The following is a 22,000-nucleotide window of genomic DNA, read 5'->3' as shown; positions in this document are numbered from 1 at the left end:
TGGTGGGGAGTGGCCGCGGCCCTGCTGGCGAACGTCCTGTACAGCACCGGATTCGTCCTGGAGAAACGCGCGCTGGCCGCCCTGCCCGAGGTGAACATCCACCGCCCCGCGCGGCTGCTGCGCCTGGTCCTCGGGAGCCCGCTGTGGATCGGCGGTTCGCTGGCCCTCGCCGCGGGCTTCGGCGCCCAGCTCGCCGTCTACCGCACGCTGCCGATCGCCGCAGCCCAGGGCCTGTTCGTCTCCGGCCTCGTCCTCCTGGTGCTGCTCTCCTCCCGGCTGCTCGGCGAGGAGACCACGGGCCGCGAACGGTACGCGCTCGGCGCCATCCTCGCCGCCCTGCTGATGGTCGTCCTGTCCCTGAGCGAGAGCACGGACACGGTGAGCCGCGGCGCCCCCGCGCCGCTGATCCTCACCGTGTGCCTGCCGTCCCTTGCGACGGGCGTCTGGCTGTACGGCAGTGCCGAGCGCCGTGCTAAGCACCGGCACCGCATGCCGACCACGGGCGTCGAATACGGTGTGGCGGTGGGCCTGTTGTACGGGGTGAGCTCGCTCGCCATCAAGGGCGTGTCGAGCTATCTGACGACAAGTAACCTTGGGGGAGCGGTTGTTGGCCTCCTGCGCTCCCCATACCCCTATCTCCTGCTCTTCACCGGCGCGTTCGGCCTGGTCATGTCGCAGGCGGCGCTGCAGCGCTGCCGGGCCTCGCTGATCGTGCCGGTCTGCACGACGGTGACCTGCCTGTTCACGGCGGTGCTCGGCACGCTCGCGTTCGGCGAGGCGCTGCCGGACCAGCCGGTGCGGCTGGCGCTGCGGCTGGCGGGCACCGTGCTCGCGGTGTCGGTTCTGCTTGCCATGCCCAAGCACGATGCCGCACCGCAACCCTCCACTGATACCAAGGAGTTGACGCCCCCATGAACGCCGACGACCCGCTGCTGAAGATTCTGGCCTGTCCGCTCGACAAGGGGCCGCTCCATCTGCTGGTGCCGGATGAGGCCCTGACCTCCGAGGAGGCGCTCTACAATCCGCGGCTGCGCCGCCGCTACCCGATCGTCGACGGCATACCGCAACTGCTGCCGTCCTCCGGGGAGCAGGTCACGGAGGACGAGCACGAGGAACTCCTCAAACGGATGGCCCCATGACGGCCGGAGGGGACCGGCCACGAGGGGTTTCCGCCCCCTCCGCCCCTACCCGTCCCGTATCTGGGGGCTGCCGCCCCCAGACCCCCCTATCGGCCTGAACGGCCTCGTCCTCAAACGCCGGACGGGCTGAAATGTGCCGCCCGGGGTGGGTGGGGGTGCGGCGGGGGTAGGTGGAGGGGAGTTCGTTACCTTGTCATCGAACGCCGGACGGGCTGAAAACTTCGCCACGCGGGGTTGAGGGTGCGGCGGGGTGGGTGGGGGCGCGACTCGTTGCCGCGTCCTCGAAGGCCGGGCGGGCTGCGACGTGCCTGCCGGGTTAAAACTGGACCCCATGCCCGCCAAGAAACGTCGCCCCGCCACCCCCTTCACCCCTCTCGACTTCCAGCTGGTTCTGTTGCGCCGCATGGCCGACCACAACCCCGGGCTCGTCGAGGACGCCCGCCGGGAGCTGGGCGTGTCCATCGCGGAGATGCGCGAGGCCAACCGCCGCTGGCAGGCGATGCTGCACGCCCCGCGCTCGCGGGCGGCCGTCTCCCTCCCCCATAGCCTTAAGGGCATGGGAGGTACCCCCATCCGGTCGATCCTGGGCGCCCCTGAGTCCGTGCAGGCCCGCCAGATCGGCGACCTCGCCTGCGAGGCCCTGCTCTGGCCGGTCCCCCTGTGGCCCGACCTCCGCTTCGAGGTTTTGGTCGCCCCGAACGGGGTGGCCTGGAACGAATGGCTGGTTCGGGCCCCTGGCGCCCCCGGCCCGGTCCTCTCGACGCTCGACGACCTGACCCCCTGGTCCTGCACCGTCGACGAGGTCGCCCGAGCCTTCGCCCCCGCCCGCCCCCTGGAGGGCACGGCCCCGACACGCTGGGGCCTGGCCTTCACGGCCCCGGACGCGTCGGGCGTACGCCACGCGTGCGCGGCGGAGTTCACCTGGGGCCTCCTCCAACGGCTGGCCGTCAGCGACCAGCCGCTTTGACGATCGCCTCCGCGACGAGGGGCACCGACTCCGGATGCAGCCCGAGGAAGAGATTCGGCTCGATCAGCTCCAGCTCCATCGCCCGGGGCTCGCCGTCGTCACCGTCGACGAGATCGACGCGGGCGTAGAGCAGCTCGGGCGCACCGGGAACGGCCGCCAACGCCCGTTCGGCGACGGCCAGTTCGGCGGCCGTCGGCTCCCAGGCCTCGAGCTGGGGATGCGGCACCTTGTCCCCGTCGTACGGCGTACCGGGGGCCAGCACGGCGCCCTTCCGGCTGGCATGCACCAGTCGCCCGCCGAAGAACTGCAGAGCCCGCTCCCCTCCCGCGTCGATGTTCCTCACATACGGCTGCACCATCGCGGTCAGCCCCTCCGCGTGCATCCGCGCGAGCTGCCGCACGGCCGTCTCCCGCTCCTCGGGCGTGTACCGGGCGGCGTACCGCGCACCCGCCCCGGCGGTGGGCTTTATGACGAACTCGTGGTCGTCGGGCAGGTCGGCGGGATCACCCGGCGCGAGATACCGCGTCGGCACGACCGGAACCCCCGCCGCCGCCAGATCCCCGATGTACCGCTTGTCGGTGTTCCACCGCACGACCGCCGCCGGATTCGCGAGCCGCGTACCCCGCGCACACCGCTCGGCCCACTCCACGAACTCGGCCACCCGCCAGCTGTAGTCCCACGTCGACCGGATCACGACGAGGTCAAAGGCCGCCCAGTCGGTCTCGGGGTCGTCCCAAGGCGCGACGACCGCCTCGGCGCCCGCGTCCTCGATGGCAGCCTTCAGCACGGGCAGGTCACTGTCGACGCTCGGCTCCTCCCCCGGATCGTAGGTGGCGAGCGCGACACGGGTGCGGGCGGCGGCGGTGCTGGCCACGGAGGACTCCATCCTCGTACGACGTCTCGGGGGGATCCCGCCGCAGGCTAACAACGGCGTGTGTGTGCGCCGCAACCCATTTGACCTTCACCATGGGTGAAGCCCCAGCATCGGTGGCGGAACGGGGAACGACTGGGTCACCGGTCACCACGACCACGGGGGTGGGCAGCTTGGACATGCTGACGATCGGCGCCTTCGCGAAGGCGTGCCGGCTGTCGCCGAAGGCGCTGCGGCTGTACGACGAGCTGGAGTTGCTGCGGCCCGCCCGGGTGGACCCGGAGACCGGGTACCGGTACTACGCGGCCGGGCAGCTGGAGCAGGCACGTCTGGTGGCGTGGCTGCGGCGGCTGGGGATGCCGCTGGCCCGGATCCGGCGGGTGTGCGCCCTGGAGCCGGGGGCGGCCGCGCGGGAGATCCGGGCGTACTGGGCGCAGGTCGAGGCCGAGACGGCCGCGCGCCGGGATCTGGCGGCGTTCCTCGTGGACCATCTCTCGCCGCCACCGAGGAAGGACACCAGCATGCTGGAGCTCCGTTACTCCGCGCTCTCCGACACCGGGCTGGTCCGGGGCACCAATCAGGACACGGCCTACGCGGGCGCCCGCGTCCTCGCCGTCGCCGACGGCTTCGGGCCGGGCGGGGCGCCCGCCAGTACGGCGGCGGTGGAGGCCCTCAAGTTCCTGGACGACGAGCCGCTCCCTGCCGGGAATGTGCTCAATCTCCTTGAGGACGCAATCCAGGGTGCCGCCCGGGCCGTCCAGGACATCGCCTCGGAACGGAAGGACGAGGCGGACATCGGCACCACCCTCACCGCGATGGTGTGGACCGGCTCCCGGCTCGCGCTCGTCCACATCGGGGACTCGCGCGCGTATCTGCTGCGCGACGGGGAGCTGTTCCGGATCACCCACGATCACACGGTCGTGCAGTCGTTGATCGACGAGGGCCGGCTGACGCCGGAGGAAGCCACCGCTCACCCCCAACGGGCCCTGCTGCTCAAGGCGTTGGGCACCGCCGCCGGCTCCGTCCCCGATCTGCGGCTGCACGACGCCAGGGCGGGCGACCGGTACCTGCTCTGCTCGGACGGTCTCTCCAGTGTCGTACCGGATGAGGAGATCGCGCGGGTTCTGTCGTCGCACCCCCTCCCGGACCAGGCCGCCGGGGCGCTCGTCCGGGTCGCCAACGACTCCGGCGGTCCGGACAACGTGAGTTGCGTCGTCGCCGATGTCGTGGCGGAGGCCGGCACCGGCTCCCGGCCGCTCAGCCAGAGCGGGTGCCCGCACGCTCAGCCAGAGCGGGTGCCCGCCGCCTTCCACTCCTCGTCCGCCAGCGGCGGTCCGGTGAGCTGGGGCTGGAGCGGACCGATCACGGCGGCGAGGAGCACGCTGGGGGCGAGGAGGACGTGCGCGCCGCGTTCGAGGGAGGACACGTCGGTGAAGCGTCGGGCGACACGGCCGTTGCCGGTGGCGGTGTACAGGAGCCGGTCGACGTACGCGGCCAGGACGCGGTCGCGGAGCGTGGGGCCCGCCTCGGTGGCGCCCGGGTAGAAGACGTCCTGGCCGGTGGCGAGATCCCAGGCCGCGTTGACCGGCCGGGCCACCGCCTTCTGCAGCGCACGGGCCAGCCGGGGCGTGCCCCAGCCCCGGCGGCGGATCACCTCGCGCAGGGCGACGGCGCTCTGGGCCGCGACGGACATGCCGTGCCCGTAGATGGGGTTGTACGCGGCCAGCGCGTCGCCGATGACGAGGAAGCCCTCGGGCCAGTGTCGCGAACGCTCGTAGTAGTAGCGGCGGTTGGCCGTGGTCCGGGTGAAGGCGACACCGGTCAGCGGTTCGGCACCGGCGATGAACTCGCCAAGAACGGAATGGCGCAGTTCCTCGGAGGCGTACCGCTCGAAGTCGGCCTCGTCGGCGCTGGGTTCGCCGCCCCGGGTACCCGACAGGGTGACCAGCCAGCGCCCGTCCTCGATGGGCAGCAGGACGCCTGCCCGGCCGGGGCACCCGTCGCGCGGGGCGGCCTGCACATTGAGGACGGGGAAGCCGTGCCGCGCGTGCTCCGGGGCGCGGAAGACCCGACTGGCGTACGCGAGGCCGGAGTTGACCTGCCGCGCCTCCGGTTCGGGAAGGCCGAGGGCGGTGAGCCACTCCGGTGCGCGCGAGGCGCGTCCGGTGGCGTCGACGACCAGGTCGGCGGGGAGGGTGCGCTCCGCGCCGTCGTGACCGCGGACGTGGACACCGGTGACGCCTGCCGCCGTACCGTCGAGGCCGAGTGCCTCGGTGCGCTCGACGAGACGGATCCGGTCGTCGCCGAATATCTGCGCGCGGACGGTCGCGTCGAGGAGGTCACGGCTGCACAGGACCATGTGGTGGGACTCGTTCCAGCGGCGGAACCAGCCCTGGGGCGACAGCGCGACCATGTCCGTCGGCAGCGGCAGCCGGTGCGCGCCTGCCCGCGCCAGCAGCCCGGTGACGCCGGGGACGAGTTCCTCCATGGCCTTCGCGCCGCCGGACCACAGCAGGTGGACGTGCTGTGCCTGCGGCAGGTTCTTGCGGGGCTCGGGCCCCTCGGGCAGCACGTCGCGCTCGACGACGGTGACGACGTCCGCGAACTCGGCCAGGGCGCGGGCCGCGAGCAGCCCGGCGAGGCTGCCGCCGAGGACGACGGCGGATCTCAGGGGGCGATCACCCACGGAGTTGATGCTCGTCGGGCTGTGGCTCATGGGGCGCGCACGCTCTCTGCTGCGGCGGCCGCGCGGACCGCTCTGATGTCGTCGGTGTGGCGGAGAGCCCGGGACACGGCCTCGATCCCCTCCAGCAGGTCTTCGATGTCGGGGCCGGCCGACGGCAGGGGCGCCGTGGAGTCGTCCGCCCGGGAACGCCGCTTGGTCTCGATGGCGTCCTGGATCGCCACCACATGGGCGAGCGGCCTCGCCCGGTCGGCCCCGCGCCCCAGCGCGACCGCCGCCTCGTACGCACGTCGGTCCAGGTCCTCGTCGACGTACCGGGCGAGGTGGAGCAGCGCGTCCCGGATGAACGTCTCGCGGCGCGTCAGGCGCAGCTCTGGGGTGGCGCGCAGCTTGAAGGGGACGCGGCCGCCGGTGATGCTGCGGGTGAGCCGGTACAGGGGCCGCAGGCGCCAGTGGCTGAGCCGGGTACGCACCCGGCGGTGCAGATACTGGCCGGCGTGCGGAAGGATGAACCCCACGGCGATGAGGATGGCGCAGACGCAGGCGACGGGCGGCGACACGTCCGTGCTCAGCCAGTCCAGGTCGTGGCCGGTCCACCGGGCGAAGACGGCCGTGATCTTCAAGGAGTCGTAGATGAGGTTCATCGCGTAGCCGACGCTGAGGCACTTCAGGCCGCCGCGCAGCCATACGTCGAGTCCGTCGGTGCGGATCCAGTTCCAGATCAGCCGGTACGTGATCAGGCAGGCGACGGTGTGCGCGAGCAGGTAGAGCACGATCTCTTCGCGCATGAAGGCGGTCGTGGCGTAGTACGTGTCGAGGTCCCGCACCCGCTCGACATCGGCGTCGGCGAGCGCGAACAGCGCCCACAGCGCGACGATCACGCCCGAGTAGACGCTCACCACCCATCGCGTGGTGCGGCGGGTGGTCTCCGAGCGGTCGGAGATGCCGTTGCGCCACGCGGTGATCAGCAGCAGACAGGATCCGCAGAACGCGGTGATGAGGCTGTAGACCAGGGGCGCCGAGATGTTGGGTACGCCGGTGACCCGGTTGGTCCAGGCAATGGTGGGCGGAGCCGCGAACACGAAAACACCGCAGGCGAGGACGAGCAGACCGCCGACGGCCCGCAGCAACGGGTCCTTCCAGAGCTTGATGATGCTGGGCAGCTTGATCGCCAGGGCGGCGGTCAGTACGGCCGCCGGTATCCAGAAGGAGATGTAGAGGCCGTCGAAGAGGCGGGAAGGATCCATCGCCGGTCAGTCCTGGGGTCCGCGATAGCCCAGGGATGCCTGGATGGCCCGCCCCACCGGGTCGCCGGGCCCACTGCTGCGAGGGCCGGTCACCCACGAGCGGAAGACACTCGCGAGGTGCAGCCCGAAGTCCTCGGCCTCGGCCTCGTCGGCTTCATGGGATCCGTTACGGGCGGCGACGGTGAGGGCGATCTCCCGCCAGACAGAACCGTTCGGCCCGTCCGAAGGGGAGCCGTCCGACTGGGAGCCGTCCGACAGAGCATGCGCGGCAGCGGCCGCACCGTCGACGTGGTGATCGCGATGCCCCTCCTTCATATGCCACAACTCATGCCCGAGGATGACGAGTTGCTGCACCGTCTCGGCACGCTCCTCGACGATGACGAGGTCGAAGTCGTGGAACTCCATCCACAGCCCGGTGACCTCGAACTCGTCGGGAAAGCGCTCGAAGCGCAGCTGGACGGGACGGCCGTTACGGCGTCTGCTCATCTCCTCGCACAGCGCGCCCGCCAGCTCCCGTACGTCGACGGGGGCGTCGAACCTCTTCCGCAGCACGCCGCTCAGCTCCACGGCCAGGGCACGCATCTCGGAGTCGTTCCTCGGTGACCGCAGCGCGGCCATGAGCTTCCGGACCCGGCCGCCCCTCTTCATCGCTCCGCCTCCTCGCTGCTCAAGATCTGCGCGTCGAGGCCGGCGACCGTCTCGGGAAGAGGCGGCGGGGACTCACTCACCAAGGCGGCTCCCGACAGTTGACTCCTCAAGTTGTCACTATTGGCCGAGACTACGTGTCCGGATCGCCCCGCGCCACACACCGCGACCGCACGGGCGGCCCACCATCCACTTGAGACCTTGCGGCGCCCGCCACCCCGTAACGGCGTGCGGCATCGTGTAGGAAGGCCAGGTCCCTGGTCCCTACCGGCGAAGTCCCTGAAGTCCTAGTGGCAAGGAGTACGCGTGTCCTCCCTCTTCCCGGCCCTGGTGGGCGTTTCGGTCGCGGAGCGGTCCGCGCTGCGGTTCGGTGACCGGTCCCTGACGTACGCGGAGCTCGCCGCCTCGGCGGGTGAACTGGCCGGGCGGCTCGGTGGCGCCCGGCGGGTCGCCGTGTGGGCGACGCCGACGCTGGAGACGGCCGTCGGTGTCGTGGCCGCACTGCTCGCCGGGGTACCGGCCGTGCCGCTCAATCCGAAGTCGGGAACGGGCGAACTGGGCCACATCCTCAACGACAGCGCGCCGTCGGCGATCCTCGCCGGCCCGGACGATGAACTGCCGCAGGCCGTACGGGGATGGGAACGGCTCGATGTCGACGTATACGGCACCGGAGCGGTGGCCGAACCACCCCCCGAGCCCGCCCCCTCCGCCCCCGCCCTCATCGTCTACACCTCCGGCACCACCGGCCCGCCCAAGGGCGCCGTCATCCCCCGTCGCTCGATCGCCGCGACCCTGGACGCGCTCGCCGACGCCTGGCAGTGGACCGGCGACGACGTGCTGGTGCACGGGCTGCCGCTGTTCCATGTGCATGGGCTGATCCTGGGCATTCTGGGGCCGCTGCGGCGTGGCGGGTCCGTACGGCATCTGGGCCGGTTCAGCGTGGAGGGCGTGACACGGGAGCTGAACGCCGGGGCGACGATGCTGTTCGGGGTGCCGACGATGTACCACCGACTCGCCGAGGCGGTCGCGGAAAACGCGGAGAACGCCGAGCCGGCCATGGCGCTCGGCCGGGCGCGGCTGCTCGTGTCGGGTTCCGCCGCGCTGCCCGTGCACGACCACGAGCGGATCACGGCCGCGACCGGGCGGTGGGTCATCGAGCGGTACGGCATGACGGAGACCCTGATGAACACGAGCGTGCGGGCGGACGGGGAGCCGCGGCCCGGCACGGTCGGGGTACCGCTTCCCGGCGTCGACCTGCGGCTCGTCGAGGAGGACGGGACGACGATCGCCTCGTACGACACCGACGGCACCCCGACCGGCGCGTACGACGGCGAGAGCGTCGGCGAGATCCAGGTGCGCGGGCCGAACCTGTTCACCGAGTATCTGAACCGGCCCGACGCCACCGCCGCCGCGTTCACCGAGGACGGCTGGTTCCGCACCGGCGACATGGCGGTCATCGACCCCGACGGCTCCGTACGGATCGTCGGCCGCAAGGCCACCGACCTGATCAAGAGCGGCGGCTACAAGATCGGCGCGGGCGAGATCGAGAACGCGCTCCTCGAACACCCGGGAGTGCGTGAGGCCGCCGTCACCGGAGAGCCCGACGCCGACCTCGGCGAGCGCGTCGTCGCCTGGATCGTGCCCGCCGACCCTCAATCCCCTCCCTCCGCGGACGAGTTGGCCGACCACGTGGCCCACCGCCTCGCCCCGCACAAACGGCCACGCACCGTGCACTTCCTGGAGTCCCTGCCCCGCAACGACATGGGCAAGATCCTGAAGCGGGAGCTGACCCGTGACTGAGCGCTTCTCGGCGCGCGAGGCCGTCGCCCTGGTCAGCGATGACTTCAGCGAACTCCGCGCACCCATGAGGCACTTCAAGCCCGACGGCCCTATCTCCTGGGAGGGGTACGACGACTCGCGCGCCCGGGCCGGCGACCGCACCGGCGAGGTGGAGTCCGCCGTCTGCGGTACGGCGACCATCGGCGACACCCCCGCCGTACTGATCGTCTTCGAGTTCGGCTTCCTCGGCGGCTCGCTCGGCGAGCGAACCGGCGACCGGCTGGAGGCCGCGTACTTCCACGCCCGTGAGCACCGCCTCCCCGTCGTCTCGCTCGTCGCGACGGGCGGCAGCCGGATGCAGGAGGGCATGCTCGCGCTCACCCAACTCCAGCGGGTGGCACGGCAGTCAGCGCTCACGCGCGAGGCCGGGCTCGCGCAGATCGCCGTGGCGTGCGACCCGGCGACGGGCGGCGGCTGGGCCACGCTGGGCGCGGGCGCCGACGTGACGCTGGCGCTGCCCGGCGCGCAGCTGGGCTTCGCGGGCTCCCGGGTCCGTCCGCCCGGCGCGGACCCGTCCGCCTACACGGCCGAGGCCCAGCTGGCGGCGGGGGCGGTGGACGCCGTCGTACCGACGGCGGAGCTGCGGGAGACGCTCGCGCTGTGGCTGCGGCTGCTCACCCGGCCCTCTGCGGAGGCCGAGGCCGGCGCGAAGGCCGAGGCCGGCGCGAAGGCCGAGGCCGCCCCCGTCCCACCCGGACCCGTCCAGCCCGCACCCGTCCCGCCCGCGCTGGGCGCGCTCGACCTCCCCGCCACCGGCTGGGAGGCCGTCCAGCGGGCCCGCTCTCCCCAGCGGCCCCGCGCTGCCGCCTACCTGGACGCGTACTTCACCCGACGAGCAACCATCAGCGGCGACCGTTGCGGCGGCACCGACGACGGCATGCTGTGCGGCTTCGGTCTCGCGCACGACGGAGGCTCCATCCGGTCCATCGCGTACGCCGCCCAGTGCGGGACCCCGACCCGCCCCGCCGGTTACCGCACCGCCGCCCGGCTGATCCGGCTGGCCGGTCGGCTCGGTATCCCGGTGCTGACCTTGGTGGACACCCCGGGCGCCGCGAATGACGCGGAGGCCGAGCGGCAGGGGGTCGGTGCCGCGATCGCGGACCTGTTCGCGGCGGTCGCCACCGCCCGTACGCCGGTCACCACGCTGGTGATCGGCGAGGGCGGGTCCGGGGGTGCGCTTGCGCTGGCCGCGCATGGCAATACCTGGGCCACGCCGGACAGTTACTTCTCCGTCATCGCGCCGGAGCTTGCCGCCGCGATTCTCAAGCGGGCGCCGGAGCAGGTGCGATCTACGGCGGACCAACTCCGGGTCCGTCCGCAGGACTTGCTTCAGCTGGGGGTGGTCCGGGGGATCGCGCAGGCGCCGTGAGCGGGGTGGGGCGGCGGGGGGCCGGGAGCGGGTCGGGGCGGCAGGGGGCCGGAAGCTGGGTCCTTTCGCCCCCTCCGCCCCTACCCGTCCCGTATCTGGGGGGCTCCGCCCCTCCAGACCCCCCTTATCGCGCCTCGCGCTCGTCCTCGAACGCCGGACGGGCTGGCGGCTACCCGCCACCGGCAAGGCGTACGGCAGCCGGCTTCCCACCGGACCAGGCGGGCACGAGCCGCGCAAACCGGGACAGCCCCAAGGCGATCCGCCTCACCGACCCGCGCCACGCGCAAGTCCACCCGTCCAGCGGCCCCCCTCCCGGCCCCCCACGAAAGGCGCCCCCGCCCAGGCCCCCGCACGATGCGAAAGAGGCCCGCCACCCGGCGGCCCCCACGGTCTGCGCTCTCGGGAGGACCTGCCATGACCGCCAGTCTGGAGCAGCTGCGCCGCTGCCACTTCGCCGTCGACCTGGGCGCGGCGAGGACCCGTGTGTACGTGAAGGGCGCCGGCCTGGTCGTCGATCAGCCGAGCGTCGCCGCGATCAACACGAAGACGGGCGCGCTGATCGCGGTGGGCGAGTTCGCGGAGAAGATGACGGGCCGTACGCCCGACTACATCCGGGTCGTACGGCCCGTGACCGGCGGCACGGTGGTCGACATCGAGATGGCGCAGCGCATGCTGCGCCATCTGCTCGGCGACAAGGTCCGCCGCACCCTGCGCCGCAAGCCACGGCTGCGGGCCGCCGCCTGCACCCCGCACGACGCCGACCCGTTGGCGCAGCGCGCAGCCGTCGAGACGCTCGTCGGGCTCGGCGCGCGGCGGGTCGAACTCGTGGACACGCTGATCGCCGCCGCCGTGGGCTGCGGGCTGCCCGTCGAGAAGCCCGAGGCCACCATGATCCTGGTGTGCGGGGCCGCCGCCACCCAGGTCGCCGTCCTCTCCCTCGGCTCCATCGTGACCGCCGAGCGCATCCCCGTGGGCGGCGAGGCCGTCGACCGCGCGATCGTGCAGCATCTGCGGCACGAGCACGAGTTGATGCTGCCGAGCCAGTCGGTCCGGCCGCTGCAGCTCGCCCTTTCCGGGAACGGCCTCACCTCGCAGGGCCCCGCCTCCACCGAGATCCACGGCCGGGACGTCGCGACGGGCCTGGCCCGCAGCGTCCAGGTCGACACCGCCGCCGTACGCGATGCCATCCAGACTCCGCTGACCGCCGTACTGGACGGCATCGGCAAGGTACTGCGCTGCTGCCCGCCCGACCTGGTGGCCGACCTCGCGGACCGCGGGATCATGATGGTCGGCGGAAGCGCGCTGCTCCCGGGGTTCGACCAGATGCTGCGGCAGGCGACCGGAATGCCCGTCAATATCGCCGAGCGGCCCGACGTGTGTGCCGTCCAGGGCCTCGGCTACATGCTGGAGGGCAAGATCGAGCCGCTGATCCTGGACCCGCTGACGGCCTGAGGCCCCCGGTGTCGGAGGGGCCTCGTATGACCGACCCGGTCCCCCGCCTCGCGGCCCTCCTGGAAGCCGTCCTCGCCGCGGGTTCCGACCTCGAACTGCGGGCCACGCTCCAGAACATCGTGGACGGCGCGGCCGAGCTGACGGAGGCCCGCTGCGCGGTGCTGGGGATCGCCGATCCCGATCGGGGGCACATCGGTCTCGTCGAGATCCGTACGGCTGCGGCCGCGCACGAGGCGGAGACGGGCGACCGCCTGGAGGTGCCCATCCGCGTCAATGACGAGGAGTTCGGGAGTCTCTACCTCGCCGGCAAACCCGGCGGCCCGTTCACCGGCGAGGACGAGCATCTGCTGCGCGCGCCGGCCACCCAGGCCGGTATCGCGATCGCCAACGCCCGGCTGTACGAGACGGCCCGGCAGCGCGAGCGCTGGATCGAGGGCGCGGCCGCCGTCACCACCGCGCTGCTCACCGGAGGGCCGCCGCCGACGCGCTGATGACCGTCGCCGAACGGGCCCGGATCCTCGCGGCCGCGTCGGCCGGGGTCATCCTCCAGCCCCTTTCGAGGACTCGGCGACCGATCCACGGATGACCACGCAGGTGCGGTCACGCTTCGGGCCGAACATACTGCTGCCCCTCCAGGCGGGGTCACGGTCGACACGACGGCGACTCTGCCCGACGGCCGCTCCGCCGCCCGCCTGACCGTCCACGACGACGGCGCGAGGGACGACCACCGGACGGACGACCACCGGACGGACGACCACCGGACGGACGACGGCCGGAGCCGGACAGGCGGCGACGGTGGCGGGGGCACGACGGTCACGTGGCAGTCACCGTTGTGAACAACCGGCACACATCGAACACATGTCTACAAATCCCACGGATGGCGTAGCGGCCCGACTTCCGCCGCCTCCCCCATTGCCCCGAGCGGACATAGAGCTATGCAGATGAAATCCACCCGTCGCCAGGCCATAACTGTTGATCTCCTGTAGGGTCCGCGTAAGCAGATAGATATCCCCACCTCAGACTGGAAACTCTCCAATGAACGTTTCGGTGACGCCGACGACGCACCGCTCCGCCGCTCCTCGGCCCGCTCGCAAGCAGCACACTCCCCTGTCGGCCATCGACCCCCGCGGCGCCGCAGCCGTGCGGTCCGCCGGACGAGTGACCGACATCCCCGGACGACGTCCGGCCAAGCCGATCACCTTCGACTCGGCACTGTAGACACAGACTTCGACACGGGCGCATCCGGCGGTACGACAACCGTCCGGTGCGCCCGTGCGTGTGCGCCGGAGCCGTCAACCTCCTTGAGGGATCAAGGGGTTGGTGGTACGGGCGACATCCCGTCGGCACTACTCTTCTCCGAGTGAAGCTGCAGCAGCTCGTCCTCAAGATCCACAGTCGATGCGACCTCGCCTGTGATCACTGTTATGTGTACGAGCATGCCGATCAAAGCTGGAAAGGGCGCCCGACCTTCATTTCCGAAGAAACGCTCGGAAAAGTGGCCCGGCGATTCGCGGACTATGCGGAAGAACAAAAACTCGCCTCCGTTTCCGTGATCCTTCACGGTGGTGAACCTCTTCTCGTAGGCCCCATCCGGATGAGAAACATTTGTGCGGAACTCACCCGTGCTATTACCCCGGTCACCGCATTAGATCTCCGCATCCACACCAATGGCGTTCAGCTGAACACCCGCCATCTCGATGTGTTCAAGGAATTCGGCGTCAGGGTCAGCATCTCGCTCGACGGCGACCGTGCCGCCAACGACCGGCACCGACGCGACCGGAGGCGGCGCAGCAGTTACGACCGGGTGCTGCGCGCGATCAGACTGCTGCGCACCCCCGAGTACCGGCATCTCTACAGCGGTCTGCTGTGCACCGTGGACGTGGCCAATGATCCCGTCGCCGTGCACGACGCGCTCGCCGCGCTCCGTCCGCCCCGCATCGACTACCTGCTGCCGCACTCCACATGGGACAGTCCTCCGCTCAGACCGGCCAACTCACCCACCGAGTACGCCGATTGGCTGCTCAAGATCTTCGATCGCTGGGACCGGCAGGGGCGTACCGTCGAGGTGCGGACCTTCGAGTCGGTGCTCAGCACCCTGCGGGGCGGGCCGAGCCTGACGGAGGCGATGGGGCTCGCGCCGAGCGATCTCGCGGTGGTGGAGACCGACGGCAGCTTTGAGCAGGCGGATTCCCTCAAGACCGCGTACGACGGGGCCCCTTCGACCGGCTACGACGTCTTCCGGCACAGCTTCGCGGAGTTCGCGCGCCACCCCGGCGTACGTGCCCGCCAGCTCGGCCTCGCCGGTGTCAGCGCGACCTGCCGTCGCTGCCCGGTGATCGAGTCGTGCGGCGGAGGCCTCTACGCGCACCGGTACAGCAACGGCAGCGGCTTCGACAACCCGTCCGTCTTCTGTTCCGACCTGCGCGCCTTCGTCGACGGCGTGGCCGAGCGCATCACCGAGCACGCGCTCAGCCCGGCCGTCCGCGACAGTGACGAACTCCGCTTCGCCCAGGTCGAGTTGGTGCGCCATCTCATCGCCGTCGTGGCGGCCCGGCACGCCGGGGAAGCCGACTGGGACGAGGTATGGCGGGCCTTCCTGGACCTCGACGGCATGACGGACGGCACACCGGACATCGACGAAGTCCTCGCCCACCCCTATCTGCACACCACGCTCAAGCACTGTCTGCACGGCCGGGTCACCACCCCGGAACCCCTCGCCTCGGCGGTGGTCGCCATCGCCGCCCGCGCCCGCGCCGACCTCAAGCTCACCTGGGACCAGCCCGCTCCCGAGCTGCACCTCCCCACCCTGGGCACCCTCGCGCTGGCCGGGCCCGGTCGCGTCGAGGTCCAGGTGGCGGCGGGCCGCGTCCACGTGCGCACCGAGGACGGTACCGAGTACTCCCCCGAGGACGGCACCGACTACGCCCCCGAAGACGGCCGCACCCCGTGGCGCCCCCTGCGCACCCTCCCCCTCCCGGACGGCACCCGGCTGCTCATCGACGACGCCGACCCGCTCCGCGACTGCTACCCCGTACCCGTCGCCCCTCCCCTCGGCCCCGGCGACCTCGCCGCGTTCGCCGAACGGCTGCGCACGGCGTACGCGCTGCTGGACGAGCGTCAGCCCGGCCGCCGGGACGACGTCAACGCGCTGCTCGCCACCACGGTCACCCCGCTCGTGGCGGGCTCGGGCGTACGGCTCGGCGCCCACGGGCTCGGCGCGGTCGGCGTGGCCGTCGACGTCGACCCGGAGGAGTTCGTGCGCGAACTGCCGCGCACCGGACGCCTGGCGAGGCTGACCGCGCTGCGCGAGACGGCGGACCTGAACGTGCCGGGCAACAGGGCCGGGCGGCTGCTCGACGAGGCGAGCCGCGAGCTCGGCAACGCCACCTACTGGCGGGGCGATGACGGCGCACGCGCCGGCGCACTAAAGCGGGCGGGCCGCGCCCTTGAGCAGCTGGCCGCCCGGCCGGAAGGTGAACTCACCGAGACCGGCGCGGTGTTGGCGGAGGAGCTGCGTGCCGAGTGGGAGGACTACCGTGCTTGACCACACACAACTGCCCGAGCTCGAGCGCAGGCGACCGGCCGGGCTCGAGTGCGGGCAACTGGCCGACTTATTCCTGGAGGTGGGGGTCCGCCCCGGCAGCGTCCTCATGGTCCACGCCTCCCTCGGCGGCACGGGGCTGCGTGACACCGACGTACAGAAGGCGTTGCTCGAGGCGCTGGGCCCCGACGGCACGCTCGTCGTGCCCGCCTTCACGCCGGAGAACTCGTTCACCTCGCGGGCGTACAAGGAGCTCACCGACGGCATGTCCGAGCGTGAGGAGAGGGAGTTCCGGGAGTCGAGGCCGCCGTTCGAGCCCGACGCGACGCCCTGTCCGACGATGGGCGTGCTCGCCGAGTGCGTACGGACCACGCCGGGCGCCGTACGCAGCGGGCATCCGCACACCTCGTTCGCCGGGCTCGGTCCGCGGGCCGCGGAGCTGCTGGGCGACCACGATCCGCACTGCCTTCTCGGCGAGCGCTCCCCGCTGGCCCGGCTGTACGCCGCGGACGCCCAAGTCCTGCTGTTCCGGGTGGGGTTCGAGGTGTGCACCGCGTTCCATCTCGCCGAGTACCGGCTGCGGCCCACGCCCCCGAAGCGGACGTACCACGGCGTGGAGGGCGAGAAGGGGAACTGGACCCCGTACGAGGACATCACCCTGTACGACGGGGACTTCGGAGCCATCGGGGAACGACTGCCGCGTGATCTCATGACGAAACGGGAAATGGCGGGGAAAGCGGTGCTGCTCCTCGGGATGCGGGAAGCTGTCGACCAGGGCGGTGTCCAGATGTCTGGATATCGCCACGGTTTGACGTGAAAGAGGCGGACCGTACGGGCGCATGGTCGGGAAGATTGTTGGTTCCGGCCAGGTGAACATCCCGTAGGGGCTCATCCACAGGCAGGGGGGCGCGTGGACATACCTGAACGGGCATCATCGGACAACCGGCCGTATTTCTTCCTGAGTTACGCCCACACACCGGCCTGGGGGCCCGGCGGCGGCGATCCGGACCACTGGGTGCACGTCCTCTTCACGGACCTGTGCGACCACATCATGGCGCTCACGGATCTCCCGGCCGGCGCGCCCGCGGGTTTCATGGACCGAGAGATGCGCTCGGGGGACGGGTGGCCGGAAAAACTCAGCGAGAACCTCGCGACATGCCGGGTGTTCGTGCCGCTGTTCTCGCCGCGGTACTTCACGAGTGAGAGTTGCGGCCGGGAATGGTTCGCGTTCAACGAACGTATTCTGCGCGCGCGGGCCACCGGTTCCGGTTCCGTTCCCGCGATCGTCCCCGCGCTGTGGACGCATATCGACTACGCTCAACTCCCGGACTCCGTACGGCATATCCATGTGGACCACGCGCCGTTCGGCGACCGGTACGCGGCCAACGGGATCTACGGTCTGATCAAGCTCAACCGGCTGCACGACGAGTACGAGGAGACCGTCCTCGGGCTCGCCCAGCGGATCGTGCGGGTCGCCCACGAGTCGCCGCTGCCGTCGAGCAGGCCCCGCCCGTACGAGTCAACGCCGAGCGCGTTCAAGCCGCGCGGCGAGGGCCCCCGGCGCATCCACCTCACCGTGGCGGCGCCCACCCGGCACACCATCCCCGAGCACCGGGACGCCCGCCCGTACGGCGAGGACGCGCAGGACTGGAATCCGTACCACTCGGAGTCCACCCGTCCGCTGCCCTCGCTCGCCGAGGAGCTGATCCGGTCGCTCGACTACCGGATCACGGTGTCCTCCTTCGACGACGAGACCACCGGCGAGGACCTGGTGACGGACGACTCCGAGAAGGCGGCGCCGAGCCACCCCGGGATTCTGCTCATCGACCGGTGGTCGCTGACCGACGAGGAACGCAAGCGCAGACTCAGGGCCTTCGACTCGACCGCCCGCCCCTGGGTCAGCGCGATCGTCCCCTGGAACCGGGCCGACATCCAGTGTCACGGCGAGGAGGGCCGCAAGCTGGCCGGCGACCTGGAGCGGACCCTTCCGTCGATCCTGGACCGGGGCCGGCGCGCCGACTGCCGGATCGCCGTCAACGGCGTCCCCACCCTGAAGGCCTTTACCGACGTACTCCCGGCCGTCGTGGCACACGCGACCCGGCAGTACCTCAAGCACGCCGAGGCTCATCCGCCCGCGGGCCCGACCATCCGCAGGCCGCGCCTGATGGGCCCCGTCCACCCGCCGCTACCCGAAGGCGGATCCGATAACGGAGGAGAAGAAGAATGACGGCCGCGCAGGACGGACGCATCATCACCTTCTACTCGTACAAAGGCGGCACCGGCCGCACGATGGCCCTGGCCAACACGGCATGGATCCTCGCGGCGAACGGCAAGCGCGTCCTGGCCGTCGACTGGGACCTGGAGGCCCCGGGTCTGCACCGCTTCTTCCACCCCTTCCTCGATCCCAACGCGCTCGCGGCCACCACCGGTGTCATCGACATCATCAACGAGTACGCCTGGGCCGCGACCACCGGAACCCAGCGCTCCGGACAGTGGCACCTCGACTACGCGCGGGTCGAGCAGCACGCCATCTCGCTGACACCGGAGCGGCTGGGACTGCGCTTCCAGGAGGGCGGCTCGCTGGACTTCCTCTCCGCCGGACGCCAGGACCGCTCGTACTCCGCGACCGTGTCGTCCTTCGAGTGGGACAACTTCTACGAGCGGCTCGGCGGCGGGCTCTTCCTCGACGCGCTGCGCGACGACATGAAGGCGTCGTACGACTATGTCCTGGTCGACAGCCGGACCGGTCTGTCCGACAACGCGGACATCTGCACCATGCAGATGCCGGATGTCCTCGTGGACTGCTTCACCCTCAGCGACCAGTCCCTGGACGGCGCGGCGGCCGTGGCCCGCAGCGTCGAGGACGGCTACCGCAAGCGCAAGATCCGGGTGCTGCCGGTGCCGATGCGGATCGACGAGGGCGAGAAGGAGAAGGTCGACGCCGGACGGGCGCTCGCCCGGCTGAAGTTCGACGGACTGCCCAAGGGACTCGGCGGCGAGGAGTTGGGCGGCGAGGAGCTGACCGCGTACTGGGGGGCGGTCGAAATACCCTATAGGCCCTATTATGCCTACGAAGAGACCCTCGCCACCGTCGGCGACGAGAGCGGTATCGCCAACTCGCTGCTGTCCGCCTTCGAACGGCTCACCGCGGTCATCACAGACGGCGATGTCACCGCGCTGCCGCCGGTGCCGGAGCCGGTGCGGCTGCGCTGCCGCGACGCGTTCCTGCGTCGGCGGCCGATGACCACCGCCGCCGACGTCGTCATCGCGTACGCGGCGGAGAACCGCATGTGGGCCGACTGGGCGGAGTCCCTCCTCAAGCGGTCCGGCTGCAACGTCATTCCGCACGACATCTCCACCGGGTCCGTCGAGCACCACGACCCGGCGACCCGCACCCTGGTCCTCCTCTCGAACGCCTTCCGCAAGTCCCGCAACGCCGACGCCGTCTGGCGTTCCCTCATCGAGTCCGACTCGGAAGCCACGGGCGCCACCCTGGTCCCGCTGCGGGTCGACGAGGTGCGACTGCCCGAGTCGTATCTCGACCACAATCCGGTCGATCTGCACCGGCTCGACGAGGGCCAGTGCGTCACCGCGCTGCTGAGCGTCCTGGAGCTGCCGGGCCGGCCCCTCGACGGCGGCCCCTCCGGTCCCCGCTTCCCCGGCAGCACCCCGGCCGTCTGGAACGCGCCGCAGCGCAACAACACCTTCACCGGCCGCAACCTCATCCTGGACCGGGTCCGCGACCAGCTCAGCGGCGGCATGTCCGTCGTCCTGCCGCAGCCGCAGGCGCTGTTCGGGCTCGGCGGCGTCGGCAAGACGCAGGTCGCTCTGGAGTATGTGCACCGGTTCATGGCGGACTACGACCTCGTGTGGTGGATCTCCGCCGAGGACACCGGCAACGTCGTCGCCTCGCTCGCCGAACTCGCCGCCCGCATCGGCGCACCCGGCGGCGACGACATCAACCTGGCCAGCCAGGAAGCCGTACAGATGCTGTCCCGCGGCGCGCCGACCAAGCGCTGGATCCTGGTCTTCGACAACGCCGACGATCCCACCCAGCTCACCCGCTACTTCCCGAGCGGAGGCGGCGGCCACATCCTGGTGACCTCCCGCAACCAGGCGTGGGCGCAGCAGGGCGACTCCCTGGCGATCGACGTGTTCCTGCGCGAGGAGAGCGTCGAGCACCTCACCCGGCGCGCCTCCGGGCTCACCCCCGAGGAGGCCGACCAGGTGGCGGTCGCGGTGGGCGATCTGCCGCTGGCCGTCGAACAGGCGGCGGCGTGGCTCGCCGAGACGGCCACCCCGATCGAGGAGTATCTGCGCCAGCTGGCCGAGCAGACCACCGAGGTGCTCGACCTCAACCAGCCCTCCGACTACCCCAAGACGGTCGCCGCGACCTGGAACATCTCCATAGCCAGGCTCCGGGAACGCTCCCCGGCCTCGGTCCGCCTGCTCCAGCTGTGCGCGTTCCTCGCCGCGGAACCGATCTCCTCCCACCTGCTCTACAGCAAGGAGATGATCGACGCCCTCAAGCCGTACGACCCCGCCCTCCAGGAGAGTCTGCTGCTCGGCCGGGTCATCCGCGAGATCGGCCGGTTCGCGCTCGCCAAGGTCGACCAGGTCAGCAACAGCATCCAGGTCCACCGTCTGGTGCAGGCCGTGATCCGCTCCCAGCTCACCGAGGAGGAGCAGCGGCAGGCCCGGCACGTCGTGCACACCGTCCTCGCCGGCTGCCGGCCCGACGGCGACGAGCCCATCGACGACCCCGAGACCTGGCCGCGGTTCTCGGTCATCTGGCCGCACCTGGCCGCCTCCGACGCCCGCAACTGCACCGAGGCGGAGACCCGCAGGCTGCTCATCGACCGCGTCCGCTATCTGTGGAAGCGCGGTGAGTTCCCCGGCGCCCAGGCGCTCGCCCAGGACCTCCTCGACCACTGGAAGCCGATCCTCGGCGAGGACGACGTCCAGTACCTCTACCTGCGCTGCCAGCTCGGCAACGTCCTGCGCTCCCAAGGCCGGTACGTGGAAGCCCGCGACATCAACACCGAACTCCTCGAACGCCAGCAGCGCGTCCTCGGGCCCTCGCACCCGCACACGTACGTCACCATGTCCGGCCTGGCCAGTGACCTCGCGGCGCTCGGCGTGTACGGCTCGGCGGTGGAGTTCGCGCGCGAGGCGCACGAGGGCTTCAGCCAGATCTTCCACGAGTCCCACCGGCGCACCCTCAGCGCCGCCAACAACCTCGCGCTCGCGCTGCGCATGGTCGGCCGCTACGGCGAAGCCCGCGTCATCGACCAGGACACCTACGACCGGCGCATCGAGGTCCTGGGCCCCGACCACCCGTACACGCTGGCCTCGGCGGCTCGCGTGGGCCGCGACCTGCGCGAGGTGGGCCGCTACACGGAGTCGGTGTCGATGCTCTCCCGCGCGTACGACGCCCATAAGCGGATCCTCGGAAAGGAGTTCCCCGGCACGCTGAGCTGCGCCAAGTCGCTCGCCGTGTCGCTGCGCAGGGCGGGCCAGTTCGAGGACGCCCGCCGGCTGACGACGGCCACGCGCGCCCAGTACCGGGCCCAGTACCCGACCTCCACCCCCGACTCGCTCGCCTGCGATCTGAACATGGCCGCCGACCTGTTCGCCGCCGACGAGCGGGAGGCCGCGCGCGAGGTCGCCCGGGAGGCTCTGGCCGAGTACATGAAGGTGCCGGGCGAGGCCCATCCGTACACCCAGGCCGCAATGAACAACCTGGGCATCTTCCACTGGGGCTGCGGGGACACCGAGGAGGCGGCAACGGTACTCAGCCAGGTGCTCCGCCGGATGGGCGAAGTACTGGGCGAACAGCACCCCCACACCCTCTTCACCGGCATCAACTACGCCAACGTCCTCGCCGACCAGGGCCGTTTCGCCGAGGCCCGGGAACTGGAGGAGAACGCCGTCGTCACCCTCCGCACGGTCCTCGGACCCCACCACCCGGAAACCCTCGGCGTCGTCGCCAACACCGGCCTGACCCTGGCCGCCATGGGCCGCAAGGACGAGGCCAGGCGCCTCCGCGACGATTCAGTGGCGGAACTGCGCGCACTGCTGGGCGACGAGAACGGAATGACACGCCTGGCATCGGCCGACCGCAGGATCTACCGCGACTTGGAACCACTGGCGGTGTAGTCAGCCCGTCCGGCGTTTGAGGACGAGGCCGTTCAGGCCGAAGCGGGGGCCTGGGGGCGGCAGCCCCCAGGGACGATGGGGGTCCCCC

15 protein-coding genes and 2 pseudogenes are annotated in these 22,000 nt (G+C 71.3%); 13 read left to right on the top strand and 4 right to left on the bottom strand.

Annotated features, from left to right (window positions below; genetic code table 11):
- Positions 1–9 precede the first annotated feature (9 nt).
- The 3 genes from C4B68_RS27610 (at position 10) to C4B68_RS27600 (ending at position 2,106) form a co-directional block, all read left to right on the top strand.
- Positions 10–915 (top strand): hypothetical protein, encoded by a 906-nt coding sequence (locus tag C4B68_RS27610; RefSeq protein WP_099499494.1) that lies wholly within the window; start codon positions 10–12, stop codon positions 913–915.
- Complete coding sequence (locus C4B68_RS27605; RefSeq protein WP_099499127.1) at positions 912–1,139, top strand: Trm112 family protein; 228 nt, start codon at positions 912–914, stop codon at positions 1,137–1,139. The genes C4B68_RS27610 and C4B68_RS27605 overlap by 4 nt, the downstream gene beginning before the upstream one ends.
- 331 nt (positions 1,140–1,470) lie before the next feature.
- Complete coding sequence (locus C4B68_RS27600; RefSeq protein ID WP_099499128.1) at positions 1,471–2,106, top strand: hypothetical protein; 636 nt, start codon at positions 1,471–1,473, stop codon at positions 2,104–2,106.
- Here C4B68_RS27600 and C4B68_RS27595 read toward each other — a convergent pair.
- Positions 2,087–2,992, bottom strand: coding sequence for an ATP-grasp domain-containing protein (locus C4B68_RS27595; protein ID WP_099499129.1), 906 nt, complete (start codon positions 2,990–2,992; stop codon positions 2,087–2,089). The two genes, C4B68_RS27600 and C4B68_RS27595, sit on opposite strands and share 20 nt — an antisense overlap.
- A gap of 158 nt (positions 2,993–3,150) precedes the next feature.
- Between C4B68_RS27595 and C4B68_RS27590 the strand changes: the two are divergent.
- A pseudogene (locus tag C4B68_RS27590) lies at positions 3,151–4,215 on the top strand (MerR family transcriptional regulator); the annotation flags it as partial.
- Positions 4,216–4,259: 44 nt separating this feature from the next.
- Here the strand turns inward: C4B68_RS27590 and C4B68_RS27585 are convergent.
- From C4B68_RS27585 to C4B68_RS27575, 3 genes are read right to left on the bottom strand one after another with little or no spacing between them, the layout of a single operon-like run.
- Positions 4,260–5,693: an FAD-dependent monooxygenase gene (locus C4B68_RS27585; protein ID WP_167459176.1), complete on the bottom strand. Its 1,434-nt coding sequence runs from the start codon at positions 5,691–5,693 to the stop codon at positions 4,260–4,262.
- Positions 5,690–6,907, bottom strand: a complete 1,218-nt coding sequence (locus C4B68_RS27580) for an MAB_1171c family putative transporter (protein WP_099499130.1) — start codon at positions 6,905–6,907, stop codon at positions 5,690–5,692. The genes C4B68_RS27585 and C4B68_RS27580 overlap by 4 nt, the downstream gene beginning before the upstream one ends.
- Before the next feature lie 6 nt (positions 6,908–6,913).
- Entirely contained in the window at positions 6,914–7,555 is a 642-nt protein-coding gene (locus tag C4B68_RS27575) for a toxin-antitoxin system, toxin component (RefSeq protein WP_240634490.1), read from the bottom strand.
- Between the two features lie 303 nt (positions 7,556–7,858).
- Here C4B68_RS27575 and C4B68_RS27570 point away from each other — a divergent pair, with 303 nt between their 5' ends.
- The 9 genes and pseudogenes from C4B68_RS27570 (at position 7,859) to fxsT (ending at position 21,912) form a co-directional block, all read left to right on the top strand.
- Entirely contained in the window at positions 7,859–9,352 is a 1,494-nt protein-coding gene (locus tag C4B68_RS27570) for an acyl-CoA synthetase (protein WP_099499131.1), read from the top strand.
- Positions 9,345–10,760: a carboxyl transferase domain-containing protein gene (locus C4B68_RS27565; protein WP_099499132.1), complete on the top strand. Its 1,416-nt coding sequence runs from the start codon at positions 9,345–9,347 to the stop codon at positions 10,758–10,760. The genes C4B68_RS27570 and C4B68_RS27565 overlap by 8 nt, the downstream gene beginning before the upstream one ends.
- A 414-nt stretch (positions 10,761–11,174) precedes the next feature.
- On the top strand, positions 11,175–12,212 hold the full coding sequence (locus C4B68_RS27560) for a rod shape-determining protein (RefSeq protein WP_099499133.1): 1,038 nt from the start codon (positions 11,175–11,177) through the stop codon (positions 12,210–12,212).
- Positions 12,213–12,238: 26 nt separating this feature from the next.
- Positions 12,239–12,860 (top strand): annotated as a pseudogene (locus C4B68_RS27555) (GAF domain-containing protein); the annotation flags it as partial.
- 387 nt (positions 12,861–13,247) lie between these two features.
- Complete coding sequence (locus C4B68_RS27550) at positions 13,248–13,430, top strand: hypothetical protein (RefSeq protein ID WP_099499134.1); 183 nt, start codon at positions 13,248–13,250, stop codon at positions 13,428–13,430.
- A 142-nt stretch (positions 13,431–13,572) separates the two neighbouring features.
- A complete protein-coding gene (gene fxsBH / locus C4B68_RS27545) occupies positions 13,573–15,756 on the top strand; it encodes a radical SAM/SPASM protein FxsBH, inactivated beta-hydroxylase extension form (RefSeq protein WP_099499135.1) in 2,184 nt (727 codons plus the stop codon).
- A gap of 106 nt (positions 15,757–15,862) precedes the next feature.
- Positions 15,863–16,570 carry an AAC(3) family N-acetyltransferase gene (locus tag C4B68_RS27540; protein ID WP_099499497.1) on the top strand — a complete coding sequence of 236 codons (708 nt, stop codon included), beginning with the start codon at positions 15,863–15,865 and terminating at the stop codon, positions 16,568–16,570.
- 93 nt (positions 16,571–16,663) lie between these two features.
- Positions 16,664–17,980, top strand: coding sequence for a TIR-like protein FxsC (locus C4B68_RS27535; RefSeq protein ID WP_180289153.1), 1,317 nt, complete (start codon positions 16,664–16,666; stop codon positions 17,978–17,980).
- A complete protein-coding gene (fxsT, locus tag C4B68_RS27530) occupies positions 17,977–21,912 on the top strand; it encodes an FxSxx-COOH system tetratricopeptide repeat protein (RefSeq protein WP_099499137.1) in 3,936 nt (1,311 codons plus the stop codon). The genes C4B68_RS27535 and fxsT overlap by 4 nt, the downstream gene beginning before the upstream one ends.
- Positions 21,913–22,000: the final 88 nt, after the last annotated feature.

Source organism: Streptomyces dengpaensis, assembly GCF_002946835.1.
Taxonomy (GTDB): domain Bacteria; phylum Actinomycetota; class Actinomycetes; order Streptomycetales; family Streptomycetaceae; genus Streptomyces; species Streptomyces dengpaensis.
This window is presented reverse-complemented; position numbering and strand designations above follow the sequence as displayed.

Coding starts and splice junctions, on each gene's coding strand:
- C4B68_RS27605 (WP_099499127.1), top strand. CDS start 912: ATGAACGCCGACGACCCGCTGCTGAAGATTCTGGCCTGTCCGCTCGAC.
- C4B68_RS27600 (WP_099499128.1), top strand. CDS start 1,471: ATGCCCGCCAAGAAACGTCGCCCCGCCACCCCCTTCACCCCTCTCGAC.
- C4B68_RS27595 (WP_099499129.1), bottom strand. CDS start 2,992: ATGGAGTCCTCCGTGGCCAGCACCGCCGCCGCCCGCACCCGTGTCGCG.
- C4B68_RS27585 (WP_167459176.1), bottom strand. CDS start 5,693: ATGAGCCACAGCCCGACGAGCATCAACTCCGTGGGTGATCGCCCCCTG.
- C4B68_RS27580 (WP_099499130.1), bottom strand. CDS start 6,907: ATGGATCCTTCCCGCCTCTTCGACGGCCTCTACATCTCCTTCTGGATA.
- C4B68_RS27575 (WP_240634490.1), bottom strand. CDS start 7,555: ATGAAGAGGGGCGGCCGGGTCCGGAAGCTCATGGCCGCGCTGCGGTCA.
- C4B68_RS27560 (WP_099499133.1), top strand. CDS start 11,175: ATGACCGCCAGTCTGGAGCAGCTGCGCCGCTGCCACTTCGCCGTCGAC.
- C4B68_RS27550 (WP_099499134.1), top strand. CDS start 13,248: ATGAACGTTTCGGTGACGCCGACGACGCACCGCTCCGCCGCTCCTCGG.
- C4B68_RS27540 (WP_099499497.1), top strand. CDS start 15,863: ATGGTCCACGCCTCCCTCGGCGGCACGGGGCTGCGTGACACCGACGTA.
- fxsT (WP_099499137.1), top strand. CDS start 17,977: ATGACGGCCGCGCAGGACGGACGCATCATCACCTTCTACTCGTACAAA.